Here is a 13,284-nt window from a genome sequence, read left to right on the forward strand (position 1 = left end):
ACTGTGCGCTGACCCTCAGAGAAATCCCTGTTCCGCACAGGCCTTGACTACTTGCTCACGGAGCCAGGTGTTGGCGCTGTCCAGCTCGCTGGTTTGACTCCACTGCATATTGAGGGTGAATCCCGGTACGCCGTTCGGTGCTTCGCAATGGCTGAAGACCGAGTCTTTGGCCAGCAGGTGCTGGATACGTCGGGGCATGGTCAGGATGAAGTCAGTACCGGTGATCAACTTGAGCGCAGCGCTATAGCTGTTGGCGCGCGCGACGATCTGGCGTTTCTGCGCCTGTTGGGCGAGCCAGCCGTCGACCATGTTGGTGGTGGAGGTCCATGGCGTGGGGAACACGTGTCGGCGCTTGACGTAGGCTTTCAGGCTGATGCGCGGTTCCAGTGGCGTCGCCCGCTTATCGAAAACGCACACCAGATCGTCCTCAAGCAACACCTGGGATCTGAAGTCACTGTGGCTGCGATGAACGTTCGGGCCGAAGCAAATCACCAGATCGAGGCTGCCATCGCGCAGTTCGTCGGCGGGAATGTCGGTTTCGAGTTTGTGCACATTGACGATCACCGGCAGGTCGGCGAAATCGAAGTTCTTCAATAGCCGCGGCAGGATCAGCTGTTCGAAGTATTCCGGTGCACAGATGTTGAAGGTCACGGCTTGCCGCGTCGGGTCGAACGCCTGAGCGCCGGCATGGCACAGGTTGATGCTTTCGAGAATCTTCAGCACGTGTGTGTACATGGTGTTGGCTTTGCAGGTCGGACGCATACCCGTGCGGGTATTGATGAACAGATCGTCCTCGAAACTGGTGCGCAGCTTCTTCAGGCAGTAACTCACCGTGGACTGGCTGACAAACAGCGCTTCAGATACACCGGTGACGCTGCTTTGTTCATACACCGCGATGAACACCATGAGGTCCTGCATGTCGAGCTTTCTAAGCAAGTTACTGTTCAGCATCCGTACTGTCTCACTCCGCTCGTTGCGCAAGTTGTGCGCAAACGTGTGCGAGCGATGCTAACGGAACGATAGTCCCAGGAGAATGGCCAGTAGGATAATTCACGGACAAGAGTGGGACAGAAACTGTAATGAACACGACGTCTGTCCCACCGGTTCCCAGGGTCGCACGAAAAATCGCAGCCCCCGTGGGAGCTGCGGTCTTTGTTGCTATCAGAACGGTTTGGTCGGCAGGTATTTGCCATCCAGGGTGATCACCGCACGGGAACCACCTTCCGGATCTTCGACTTTCTTGATGTCCAGTTTGAAGTTGATGGCGCTGATGATGCCGTCGCCGAACTGCTCATGGACCAACGCCTTCAAGGTCGAACCGTATACCTGGAGCATTTCATAGAAGCGGTAGACCGTCGGATCAGTCGGGATACCACCCTGGATGCTGCCGCGCAGGGGTACGCTTTGCAGCAGACGACTGGCGTCCTGGTCCAGACCGAGTTTGGCGCAGACCACCTCGGCCGCGTCAGCCGGCAGCGGATGCTGGCCAAGCAGGGCGGCGGTGACAAACGCCAGGCTCAGGCCAGTGCCATCGGTGAGGTCCTGCCACGAGAGGTTTTTACGTGCCTTGGCGTCGATGATGGTGTCGGCGAGGGCCAGGCGTGGGGCTTGAGCGAATTGAGATTGCAGCATGGTGATTTCCTCTTTCGTTACGTAAAAAGTGTGGGTCAGGCGGCGTGTGGCTGTTTGCGGGTCAGCGCACAGGTCGTCGGGTGTTCGGCGAGCGAGACGAAGCGCTGAGTGGCGCCGTCCAGTGCGGCGATCGAACCGCTTTCGATGTCGTAGACCCAGCCGTGCAGGTTCAGGCGACCCTGTTCCAGGGCCAGTGCAACTGAAGGGTGGGTCTTGAGGTTGGCCAGTTGGGCGACTACGTTTTCCCGAACCAGCGAGTCCAGGCGCGCTTGCGCCGAGGCGTGAATGCGGGCGGCGTTGACCACCTTGGCCGACTCGGCATGACGCAACCAGTTGGCGACGGCGGGCAGGTGATCAAGGCATTTGCAGGTCGAGATGGCGGTCATTGCGCCGCAGTCGGAGTGTCCGCAGATCACGATGTCGCTGACCCCGAGCACGGCGACGGCGTATTCAACCGTGGCCGACACGCCGCCCGGCTCCGGGCCGTAGGACGGTACGATATTGCCGGCGTTGCGGATGACGAACATGTCGCCGGGTTCCTGCTGGGTCAGCAGTTCCGGGACTACGCGGCTGTCGGAACAGGTGACAAACAATGTGCCAGGGCTTTGGGTGGTGGCGAGTTGCTTGAACAGTTCGCTGCGTTCCGGGAACGCATCGCGTTGAAACTTCAGGAAGCCGTCGATGATGTCTTGCATGGCGTGTTCTCCTTGCGTCGTTGATGGGGCAAGGATGAAAGTTTTCAGCTATAGCGTCCAAGACCGGCTTATTATGGTTTCAATAAGTCATGCCTATAGTTGGAGTGCCATGGTGTTACGCCATATTCGCTACCTGCTTGCGGTCGCCGAACACTGCAACTTCACTCGGGCAGCCGAGGCGCTGCATGTTTCGCAGCCAACGCTGTCACAGCAGATCAAGCAACTCGAGGATTCGCTCGGTGCGCCGCTGTTCGATCGCTCCGGGCGCACGGTGCGGTTGACCGATGCCGGCGAGGCATACGTGCGTTATGCGCGGCTGGCCCTGCAGGACCTGGAGGCGGCCAAACGAGCGATACACGATGTGCAAGATCTGACACGCGGCTCGTTACGGCTGGCCATGACGCCAACCTTCACCGCGTACCTGATCGGCCCGTTGCTGGCACGTTTCAACAGCCTCTATCCGGGGATCAGCCTGAGCGTCGAGGAAATGACCCAGAACCAGATCGAGGCTGCGCTCACCGAAGACCGGCTGGACATCGGCATCGCATTCACCGGCAGTCATCTGGCGGACATCGAAAGCCAGCCACTGTTTGCCGAAACCTTGAGCCTGGTGGTCAGCGAGGCGCATCCAGGCTTTGTCCGGCAGCAATCACTCGACGCCCAGGCGCTGGGCCAGCAGTCGCTGGTGTTACTCAGCGGCGATTTCGCGACCCGTCAGCACATCGACCTGTACTGCCGACAGCAGGGCATAGCGCCGCGCATTGCCATCGAAGCCAACTCCATCAGTGCGATTGTCGAGATTGTTCGTCGCGGACCATTGGCGACCATTCTCCCCGAGGCTATCGCCCGTGAGTTGCCAGGATTGCGGCCGTTGGCGCTGCATCCGGCGTTACCACCGCGCACGGTGGCATTGCTCAGTCGCAAAGGGGCTTATCGCAGCGCGGCGAGTGAGGCATTCAGAGCGCTGGTCAGTGCTCAGTGACCGGGTGCGGCCAACCACTGAGCGAGCACCGCATCATAGGCACCCGTGGCTTTGCTCAGGTGCAGCCACTGATCCACATAGCTCTTCCAGGCCACATCATCGCGAGGGAGCAAGTAGGCTTTCTCGCTGTACTGCAAGTACTGCTCAGGATTGACCGCGCATAAACCGGGTTTTTGCTTCTGTTGATACCGTGCTTCGGAAGCATCGGTGATCATCACGTCGGCCTTGTTTTCCAGCAGTTGCTCGAAAATCGTTACGTTGTCCGGGAACAGGGTCAGCGTGGCGTTGGGCAGGTGAGTGCGGGCGAATACTTCGTTGGTGCCTCCTGCGGGCTCGATCAGCCGCACCGAGGACTGGTTGATCTGTTCGACGGTTTGATAGCGGTGTTTATCTTCACAGCGCACCAGTGGGATTTTTCCGTCGATGCCCAGCGTGTCGCTGAAAAAGGCTTTTTTCTGCCGCTCCAGTGATACCGAAATGCCGCCCATGCCGATGTCGCAGCGGTTGGCCAGAAAATCCGTCATCAGGTTCTTCCAGGTGGTGGGGACCCATTGCACCTCGACGTTCAGACTTTTCGCCAGGGATTGGGCCATGGCGATATCGATCCCTTCGTACCCTCCCTCTGCACGCAGATAGGTGTAAGGCTTGTAATCGCCAGTGGTACAGACATTCAGGTGACCGCGTGCAATCACCTGGTCCAGGTGCGAGGGCGCATTCTGGGCATAGGCCTGGACGCTGAATGTGAGCAAGGAGCAGAGCAGTAAACGAGCTTTCATCGGGTCGTCCTTGAGTGTGGCCAAAAGTGGAAGGGGCGGCGTCAGTATTTGTGGCCAAGTGTGATGGCACAGCGTAGGGCCCATCGAGTTGGATGCTGACGCAACACTTTGCAATACGGAGCGCTCCGACTGACGACCGAGACTCTTCCTACATTATTTCGCTTGCCGCCTTGCTAGCGTGCTCTGCAGTTCTCGCGAGCAAGACCAGGGACGGTTTGAATATCGCGCGTTGTTTCCATTCCGCTAAAGGATAAGCGAATGTTCCAACCGTCCAATACGGCGCACTTTTTACTGCAGATTCCCGGTGTTCGCAACGATTTCAAGGTGCTGGCCTTCGACGGCACCGAAGCCATCAGCACCTTGTACGCCATCCACGTCGAACTGGTCAGCGAGTACCCGGATTTCGATCTGGAGAGCCTGCTCAGCCAACCCGCGTTTCTCCAGTTCGGGCTGAACGGCGAAGGCATTCATGGCCGTATTGAAGAGGTATTGGCGGGTGAAGCCGGCAAGCGCCTGACCCGTTATCAGCTGACCCTGGTGCCGGCGCTGCACTACTTGCAGCTCAGCCACAATCAGCGGATTTTCCAGCGCCTGACCGTGCCGCAAATCATTGCTCAGGTGCTCAAAGGTCACGGCATCCAGGCCGATGCTTTTACCTTCAATATCAGCACCAGTCCCGAGCGCGAATACTGCACTCAATATGGGGAAAATGACTTCGAACTAGTCCAGCGCCTGTGCGCCGAAGACGGCATTGCGTGGCACCATCAGCATTCGCCCGGAGGCCACGTGCTGGTGTTCAGCGACGACCAGACCTGGTTTCCCAAACTGGGCGCAACCCCTTATCAGCAAGACGCCGGCCTGGTGGCGGAGCACCCGATCGTCAGCCAGTTCTCCCTGCGTTTCAGCACCCGCACCAGCACGGCCACGCGCCGCGACTACGACCTGAAGCGCCCGAGCCTGTTGCTGGAAAGCCGCTTCACCGCCGAGTTCAGCCCTGAGCTTGAAGACTATCGCTATCCGGTGTTTATCGAGAACGAAAAACGCGGCAAACAGCTCGCCCGGCAGGCCCTGGAGCGGCACCGTACCGACTATCAACTGGCCGAGGGCAACAGCGACCAGCCGAGCCTGCGCAGCGGTCACTTCTTCGACCTGACCGAGCATCCGCGCAAATCGTACAACGACTTATGGCTGCTGGTCAGCGTTCAGCACGTTGGGCGACAACCTCAATCACTGGAGGAAGCGATCACCAATAACGCCAAACCCGAAGACGGCTTTACCCAAGGCTACCGCAACAGCTTTAGCGCCATTCCATGGGACGTGTTCTACCGCCCACCGCTGCCGCCGCGCAAACCTGTGCAGGTCTGCCAAACCGCTCGTGTCACCGGCCCCGTCGGCGAAGAGATCTACTGCGATGAATATGGTCGCGTCAAAGTCGAGTTTCACTGGGACCGGGCCGAGCGCGACAGCGAACACAGCAGTTGCTGGCTGCGGGTTGCATCCAGTTGGGCCGGCGAGGGTTTTGGTGCAGTGACCATCCCGCGTGTCGGCATGGAAGTGGTCGTGACCTTTCTGGAAGGTAATCCCGACAATCCGTTAGTGACCGGTTGCGTGGTCAACAAGGTCACATCCGTCGCTCATCCATTGCCCGAGAACAAGACCAGAACGGTTCTGCGCAGCCAAAGCTCGCCGCGCAGTGGCGGCTACAACGAACTGTCGATTGAAGACCGCGCCGGGCAGGAAAAAATCTACCTGCGCGCCCAGCGTGACCTCGAGCACCTGATCCTCAACGACAGCCGCAGCCTGATCAGCAACGACCGCTTCGAACAGGTGAACAACAACAGCACCAGCCTGATCAAGGGCGACGAACTGCACACCACCCAAGGCGTGCGTAGCACGGTGATTGGCGCTGATGAGCTGGTCACGATCAATGGCACTAGCAGCACGACGGCGGTGGGTTCGCTGGTGATGCAGGCCGGATCGCAGGCCCACCTCACTGCCGCCAACGTGGTGGTCGACGCCAACATGAGCCTGACGCTCAAGGCCGGTGACCATCACCTGGTGATCAACGCAGCGGGCATCTTCAGCAGTGTGGCCATCGTCGAGGGCGGCGAACCGGTGACCGGCATGGCCGCTCATGCATTATTGCCGGGGGCAGTGGCGGGACTGCTCTCGCCGGCCCCTCTCTCGGCGAACACGCCACTGGAGGGCAGCGACCCGGACGAACTGGAAGAGGAGGAGGAAGAGGTCGAACTGGAAGGCATAACCTTACGGATCGGCATGTTCTTCGATGGCACGGGCAACAACCGGTCCAACAGTGAAACGGTTGCCGGGTGCCATGCACGGGATGTGGGGCTGGAGACGCTGGCTGAGGATATTCGGCAGTTTTGTCAGGCTCATGGGTATGACGGCAAAGGAGGAGCGCCGGATAACAGTTATGGGAATGACAGCAGTAATGTGGCGAAGCTGTATGACCTGTACAAGGATGACAGCGAGATTCAAATTGCTGCTGAAGAGAACATAGGGTTCATCCGCGTTTATCTGGATGGCATCGGTACTAGTGCAGGTAACGAGGACTCGCTTTACTCACAAGCTACCGGCTTGGGTGAACACGGGGTTCTGGAGCGAGTTGCGCAGAGTCCGGCGCTCATTCTTGAACGTGTTAGACGGTTTGAGCTGTCGAACCCTGAAAGAAAAGTTGAACGCATTGAGTTCGATATCTTCGGCTTCAGTCGGGGCGCCGCTGCCGCTCGGCATTTCGCCAACGAAGTGTTGAAAGGAGAACAGAGCCCATTGGCCACGCTACTGCCGGCCAACTCGCCACTGTTCGTCGAGGAGTTTACCTGGCGCGTCAAGACCGATCTCTCCATCAACTTCATCGGTATCTTCGACACCGTGGCTGCCATCGCAAGCCTTTCCAGTGGCGGCGTCAGCATCCACGACGCCAACAATTCCGGCGTAAACCTGTACCTGGCGCCGGACACGGCCAAAAAAGTCGTGCATCTGGTGGCGCGGGACGAGCGCCGCCACAACTTCTCGCTCAACAGTGCAGGTGCTGCCGATATCGTGCTGCCGGGCGTTCATTCTGACCTTGGCGGCGGTTATCTGCCTCGCGCTGCCGAGCGGATTCTGCTGAGCAAGCCATTCCGTAGCACCGAGGATGCTCACGTGCCCTCCACGAGATCCATTGCCTATCGCTGGACCCAAACCGAGCTGCATCGCCTTCAGGATCAGTTCAACCTCCATGATCTGCCATTGCAGGTGCAAACCTGGGGGCTGAAGTTTGAACGCAAGGTCAAAGGTGACCACGAACAGTGGCAGCATGTGTATGCGGCTGTCAGCAGCCAGCGGGAAGTGCGTAATGAACTGGCCTTGGTTTACTTGAGGGTTATGCGTGAGTTGTCTGTCAGACACGATGTGCCGTTTAACCCAATCAAAGAGAACGATCCAAAATTTGCGTTACCCGATGAACTGCAACCCATCACCAAAAAACTGATGGCTTACGCACTGGGTGAAACCCGCCGTGTGGGTTTGAGCCTGGACGAAGAGGCTTTGCTCGTTGGGTGCTATATCCATCTCTCCGCGAACTGGAACGCCGTCAAAGGCTTCAAGAATAGCGATCTGGATATTCTGTTTATCAATCGGCCAGCCACTAATCATGTGCGCGTGGTACATCCCAATGTTTAAGAAAAGCGTTGTGCTGTTGATGGCCTTTTTTTTGGGCGGGTGCACGCTCGGAAAAAATCGAGCGTTTCCTTATGACGCCTGGACGCTGGGTTTCTTTGGGCCGCCCTATATGGAAGCCTGGATTGAAACGGCTGATGTCGTTGATATCAATGAGCGCGTGTTTCGTGGTGCGGGCAGCGGAATAGTGTCTACCGGCTATCCGAGGACATTCAGTAAAGGCATACCTGCAAAGTTTAACGGGAAGCCAAAAGGATGGGCCGAGCATCCGGGCGGGAGTGGCCGGCGCGTAACCGGAGCTGACCTCCCTCGTTTGATCTACGTACGTTGGCAGTCGTTGGCCGAGCCTCAGACCTATGAGGCGTATATCGAGATACCGGAGTCAGCTCGAACCACCATGCTCAAGGGCGAAAGGGCCTTTTGTGGTGCAGATGGTAAATGGATAACGGACTACCGAAAGCTGGTGATTGTTGGTCTGGCACCGGGCGGTATCGCTAAAGTGTGGCTGGGAGGCCCGTGCCTGAAAGCAACCGAAGTCACCCGCGTACAAGGCACGATCAACCCCGAAGGCCCTTACAGGGGCAAGACAAATGGTGAGTATTACTTTCTGTCAGAAGAATCCAAAGCCTACATCGACCAGTTCGGCATTCCCTATGGAAGCTGGTAAAGAGCGTTATTTCATGGAGTTAAGAACCTTGTTTTTCGCATGTGCGGGTGGTACATCCCAATGCTTAAGAAAAGCTTTGTGCTGTTGATGGCCTTTTTATTGGGCGGGTGCGCGCTCGGAAAAAGTCGAGCACTTCCATATGAAACCTGGGATCTCAATTTCTTCGGCCGACCTTACATGGAAGCCTGGATTGAAACGGCGGATGTCGTTGATATCAATGAGCGTGTGTTCCGCGGTGCGGGCAGCGGAAGAGTGTCTACCGGCTATCCGACGGCCTTCAGTAAAGGCATACCAACGACGTTTCGCGGCAAACCCAAAGGGTGGCCTGAGCATCCGACGGGCAGTGGCCGGCGCGTAATCGGAGCTGACCTACCCCGTTTGGTCTACGTGCGCTGGCAATCGCTGGCCGAGCCGCAAACCTATGAGGCGTATATCGAAATCCCCGAATCGGCTCGAACCACCATGCTCAAGAGCGAAGAAGCTTATTGCGGCGCGGTTGGCAAATGGAAAACCGATTACCGAAACATTCTGATTATTGGCTTGGCACCTGGCGGTATCGCCAAAGTGTATTTGGGAGGCCCGTGCCTGAAGGCAACCGAGGTCACCCGCGTAGTAGGCACGATCAACCCCGAAGGCCCCTACGGAGGCATGTCCAACGGAAAACATCGACCCCTTTCAGAAGAATCCAAAGCCTACGTAGAAAAATTCGGAATTCCTTATGGTTCCTGGTAACAACAATCCCGCTGCCGCGTCGATCAACAAACACCCCAGCGAATGTTTAGCCAATCAGCAACCAAGGTTCTTCAAGTCTGGATTTAACGACTTATCGCTGCGTGTGACGCTGCTCAGCCTCTGTGTTCTGCGGTTTACTTTATGGACGGTTGCTCAGTCGGCACTCACCCCGAAGCTTTGCCTGGCGCTCATGCGTCATGTCGTCAGCATCGCCGTCGATTCACACCCGCTACCGCGCTGAACCTGTCTGCACTTCCTTCTGAACTGGCCTTTTGGGCGCTATGGCACTGTCGCCATGCGCGCCCACCGGATGCCTCTATTTCCCGTTGAGTTTTCAGACAAATCCTCGCCAGCGGCGATGGATACAACCGGCAGCGCCTGCGCGCTTGCCTGACGCGTAAATAGAGAGTTCCCATGAGTTTTGCCACGACCCCCTTTGCCCCGAAGCAAGAAGCCCTGACCTTTCTTGAGCTCAACCCGGATATCGAGATGTTCGAGTTGTTCATCCTCGACAACAACGGCGTGCCACGGGGCAAATTGCTCCATCGCGATGAACTGCTGGCGGTCTATGAAAGTGGCCGGCCACTGCCGAGCACCATCCTCGGGTTGACGATCAATGGCGAGGACGTGGAAAACTCCGGGTTGGTCTGGGAGGTCGGCGACATCGACTGCCGCGCCTATCCGGTTAGCGGCAGTTTGCAGCGCATGCCGTGGCGGCAGATTCCGATGGCGGCGGTGCAAGTCAGCATGCACCCGGAGGAGGGCATGCCGGCGACCGTGGCCGATCCGCGGCATTTGCTGGCCAAGGTCATCGACGGGCTGAAGGCTGACGGTTATTACCCGGTGATGGCGGCGGAGCTGGAGTTTTACCTGCTCGACCAGCAACGCGACAGTAATGGTCGACCACAACCGGCGAGGGATGTCGACGGAGGCCGGCCACGAGCGACCCAGGTCTACGGGTTACGTGAGCTGGAACAGATCGAACCGTTTCTCGCCGACCTCTATGCGGCCTGCAAACTCCAGGGTATTCCGGCACGCACGGCGATTTCCGAGTATGCCCCGGGTCAGGTGGAAATCACCCTTGAACACCGCAGCGACGCCTTGCAAGCAATGGACGAAGCGGTGCGTTACAAGCGTCTGGTCAAAGGCGTGGCGCACAAGCACGAGATGGTCGCGTGTTTTATGGCCAAGCCCTTTGATGACCTGGCGGGCGCCGGTATGCACATGCACGTCAGCCTGGCGGACAAGGACGGTAACAACCTGTTTGCCAGCGAAGCGCCGGACGGTACGCCACTGCTCAAACACGCGGTTGGTGGCATGCTCAGCACCTTGCTCGATTCCTTGCTGATGTTCTGCCCGAATGCCAACTCCTATCGGCGTTTTCAGACCAACAGCTACGCGCCGCTGGCCGCGACCTGGGGCGTGGACAACCGCACCGTTAGCCTGCGAGTGCCGGGCGGACCGGCGTTTTCCCGGCACATCGAGCACCGCATTTGTGGCGCTGACGCTAACCCTTACCTGGCGGCCGCAGCGATTCTGGCCGGTATCCATCGCGGCATTCGCGAACAGCGCGACCCCGGCGCACCGGTCGAAGGCAATGGTTACGCCCAGGCCAGCGAGTTGCTGCCGACCGACTGGCTGACCACCTTGCGCGCACTGGAAGGCTCGGCCTGGGCGCGGGATGCATTCGGCGGGAAATTCCTCGGGGTTTACCTGGCGGTGAAACGTGCCGAGTACCGTCAGTTCATGGGCGAGGTCGGGGAGCAGGACTGGCGCTGGTACTTGCATCAGGCGTGATGCTGAAAGCGGCAGACCAGAGCCTGTGTCGTTATTAAACCTTTTTTTCACGCGCCGCTTGATAACCTGTCGCCAGTCAGTCGTTCCCTTTATCAAGAGTCGCCAGTTATGTCTGCGCAACCACCTTCCTCAGTCGAGCACGAATTTGCTCGACGCTACGATCAGGAGCACGCTCGAGTCTGCCTCCAGCCGCATCCCCGTGGGCTGGTGCAGCGGTTTTTGCAGTGGCGTGGCAAGCGACTGGTGCGGCGCGCACTCAAGGTGGCCGGCGAGCCGGGGCTGATTCTCGATGTGGCCTGCGGGGCAGGGGGCAACTGGCCGGTACTGGCCGAGCACAGCAACCGGGTGATTCTCGCCACCGATCCGTCCCAGGAAATGCTCAACCACGCCCAGACCCACCATCCGGTTGAGCTACTCAAGCGGGTCAAAACCTTTCAGAGTTCGGCATTCACTATTGGTTTGCCGGAAAACGCCGTGGACTGCATTTTTTGCATGCGGTTGTTTCAGCACATCGAAAACACTGAACACCGCTTGGCGATACTGCGTGAGTTCCATCGCGTCAGTCGTGACACGCTGATCGTCTCGGTACAGCTCGACGGTTATTTCACGCTGCGTGCGCGGTTTGGCGAGGACCCGGAGCCGCGTCAGCTGGCCACCAGGGTCGAGCTTGAGGCGGAGTTCCAGCAAGCGGGCTTCAATATTCTCAAATACCTGGACACTCTGCCCGGCAGCGACTTGCCGCGGGTCTACGTGCTGCATAAAGCCGACTAGCTTCTATTATGGGTGTGCAGCGGGTGTTTTCGCTCAAGCTCTTGCTCAGTCAGTGCGCGGAAATCGCCGGGGGCGATATATACTGCGCGCCATTCTTCAAGGGAGAGCCGTGTGGCCATCGATATTCACTGGATTCGCGACAACGATAGCCTCGGTCAGTTTTGCGCCCAATGGCAGCAGTTGCCGTTCGTCGCCCTCGACACCGAATTCATGCGGGTCGACACCTTTTATCCGATCGCGGGCTTGTTGCAGATTGGCGATGGCGAGCGCGCTTTCCTGATTGATCCTTTGACGATCGACAACTGGCAGCCGCTGACCCAATTGCTGGAAAACCCGGCCGTGGTCAAAGTGCTGCACGCCTGCAGCGAAGACCTCGAAGTCCTGTTGCGTTTGACTGGCAGCCTGCCCGCGCCCATGTTCGATACACAGCTTGGAGCTGCTTATTTGAACCTGGGTTTCTCCATGGGGTACTCGCGTCTGGTGTCGGAGGTGCTCGGCATCGAGCTGCCCAAGGGCGAGACCCGTTCCGACTGGCTGCAACGTCCGCTCTCGGACACCCAGATCAGCTACGCCGCCGAAGATGCCGTGCATCTGGCGGAGGTTTTCGTGCGTTTGCGGCCTAAGTTGTCCGACGACAAGTACGCCTGGGTCCTGGAAGACGGCGCCGAACTGGTGGCCAATCTGCGCCGCGAAGTCGACCCTTACGAGGTGTATCGCGAGGCCAAGCTGGCCTGGAAACTCTCCCGCGCCCAACTCGCTGTGCTGCGTGAACTCTGCGCCTGGCGTGAGCGCGAAGCCCGCGCCCGCGATCTGCCGCGCAACCGCATCGTGCGTGAGCACTCGTTGTGGCCGCTGGCACGCACCCAGCCGGACAATCTCGGGGCATTGGCGAAAATCGAAGACATGCACCCGCGCACCGTGCGTCAGGACGGTGAGTTCCTGCTGGGCTTGATCAAGCAGGCGGGCAGTGTTTCGCCGGATCAGTGGCCGCCGGCGGTGCCGGAGCCATTGCCGATGGAAGCGGCGGCATTGGTCAAGCGTCTGCGGGCGCTCGGTCAGGCCGAAGCCGAACGTTTGAACATGGCCCCGGAACTGATGCTACGCAAGAAAACCCTGGAAGCCTTGCTCAAGAGCGGCTTCCCCGAGGGCCCTTACCAATTGCCTGATTCGCTGCGTGGCTGGCGCCGCGAGTTGATGGGCCAGGCCCTGCTCGACAGCCTGGCCACTGCCGGAGAACAGCCTTGAAACGTATTTGCTCTATCTACCGAAGCCTGAAGAAAAACGAGATGTACCTCTATGTGCTCAAAAGCGATGCACTGGAGCGCGTTCCGGAAAACCTGCTGCTGGCCTTCGGCAAACCGCATCACGCCTTCGACCTGGTGTTGACGCCTGAGCGCAAGCTCTCGCGCGAAGACATCACGCTGGTGCTGGAAAACCTCGACAAGCAGGGCTATCACCTGCAAATGCCGCCGGCCGAAGACGAGTACATCGAGCACTTGCCGGAAGAGCTGCTGCGACGTAATGATCCGATTTGACGGATATCTGTAGGGG

General features: G+C 58.6%; 13 protein-coding genes. 9 read left to right on the top strand and 4 right to left on the bottom strand.

Annotated features, from left to right (window positions below; translation table 11 throughout):
• Positions 1-15: 15 nt before the first annotated feature.
• The 3 genes from AC1RPZ_RS23685 to AC1RPZ_RS23695 form a co-directional block, all read right to left on the bottom strand.
• A complete protein-coding gene (locus AC1RPZ_RS23685; protein ID WP_493139862.1) occupies positions 16-951 on the bottom strand; it encodes a LysR family transcriptional regulator in 936 nt (311 codons plus the stop codon).
• Positions 952-1,161: 210 nt separating this feature from the next.
• Complete coding sequence (cynS, locus tag AC1RPZ_RS23690) at positions 1,162-1,632, bottom strand: cyanase (protein WP_493139863.1); 471 nt, start codon at positions 1,630-1,632, stop codon at positions 1,162-1,164.
• A 35-nt stretch (positions 1,633-1,667) separates the two neighbouring features.
• Positions 1,668-2,327 (bottom strand): carbonic anhydrase, encoded by a 660-nt coding sequence (locus AC1RPZ_RS23695; protein WP_493139864.1) that lies wholly within the window; start codon positions 2,325-2,327, stop codon positions 1,668-1,670.
• Between the two features lie 109 nt (positions 2,328-2,436).
• On the opposite strand from AC1RPZ_RS23695, the gene cynR reads away from it, so the two are divergent.
• Positions 2,437-3,309: a transcriptional regulator CynR gene (gene cynR, locus AC1RPZ_RS23700; protein WP_493139866.1), complete on the top strand. Its 873-nt coding sequence runs from the start codon at positions 2,437-2,439 to the stop codon at positions 3,307-3,309.
• Here the strand turns inward: cynR and AC1RPZ_RS23705 are convergent.
• The gene (locus tag AC1RPZ_RS23705) at positions 3,303-4,085 is read right to left on the bottom strand and encodes a transporter substrate-binding domain-containing protein (protein ID WP_493139868.1); all 783 of its coding nucleotides are present in this window, start codon (positions 4,083-4,085) and stop codon (positions 3,303-3,305) included. The two genes, cynR and AC1RPZ_RS23705, sit on opposite strands and share 7 nt — an antisense overlap.
• A 258-nt stretch (positions 4,086-4,343) precedes the next feature.
• Here AC1RPZ_RS23705 and tssI point away from each other — a divergent pair, with 258 nt between their 5' ends.
• The 8 genes from tssI to AC1RPZ_RS23745 all read left to right on the top strand — a co-directional run bounded on the left by tssI (position 4,344) and on the right by AC1RPZ_RS23745 (position 13,268).
• Positions 4,344-7,769 (top strand): type VI secretion system tip protein TssI/VgrG, encoded by a 3,426-nt coding sequence (tssI, locus tag AC1RPZ_RS23710; RefSeq protein WP_493139870.1) that lies wholly within the window; start codon positions 4,344-4,346, stop codon positions 7,767-7,769.
• Complete coding sequence (locus AC1RPZ_RS23715) at positions 7,762-8,433, top strand: DUF2931 family protein (RefSeq protein WP_493139872.1); 672 nt, start codon at positions 7,762-7,764, stop codon at positions 8,431-8,433. Before tssI ends, AC1RPZ_RS23715 begins: the two co-directional genes overlap by 8 nt.
• Before the next feature lie 60 nt (positions 8,434-8,493).
• Complete coding sequence (locus AC1RPZ_RS23720) at positions 8,494-9,165, top strand: DUF2931 family protein (RefSeq protein ID WP_493139874.1); 672 nt, start codon at positions 8,494-8,496, stop codon at positions 9,163-9,165.
• The gene (locus tag AC1RPZ_RS23725) at positions 9,152-9,406 is read left to right on the top strand and encodes a hypothetical protein (protein WP_493139876.1); all 255 of its coding nucleotides are present in this window, start codon (positions 9,152-9,154) and stop codon (positions 9,404-9,406) included. The genes AC1RPZ_RS23720 and AC1RPZ_RS23725 overlap by 14 nt, the downstream gene beginning before the upstream one ends.
• 173 nt (positions 9,407-9,579) lie before the next feature.
• Positions 9,580-10,962 (top strand): glutamine synthetase family protein, encoded by a 1,383-nt coding sequence (locus AC1RPZ_RS23730; protein ID WP_493139878.1) that lies wholly within the window; start codon positions 9,580-9,582, stop codon positions 10,960-10,962.
• 108 nt (positions 10,963-11,070) lie between these two features.
• Positions 11,071-11,733 carry a class I SAM-dependent methyltransferase gene (locus AC1RPZ_RS23735; RefSeq protein ID WP_493139880.1) on the top strand — a complete coding sequence of 221 codons (663 nt, stop codon included), beginning with the start codon at positions 11,071-11,073 and terminating at the stop codon, positions 11,731-11,733.
• Between the two features lie 111 nt (positions 11,734-11,844).
• The gene (gene rnd, locus AC1RPZ_RS23740; RefSeq protein ID WP_493139882.1) at positions 11,845-12,978 is read left to right on the top strand and encodes a ribonuclease D; all 1,134 of its coding nucleotides are present in this window, start codon (positions 11,845-11,847) and stop codon (positions 12,976-12,978) included.
• A complete protein-coding gene (locus AC1RPZ_RS23745) occupies positions 12,975-13,268 on the top strand; it encodes a YcgL domain-containing protein (protein ID WP_123427995.1) in 294 nt (97 codons plus the stop codon). Before rnd ends, AC1RPZ_RS23745 begins: the two co-directional genes overlap by 4 nt.
• The last annotated feature ends 16 nt before the right edge of the window (positions 13,269-13,284 follow it).

This window comes from Pseudomonas sp. GW822-FHT02D10 (assembly GCF_058802345.1).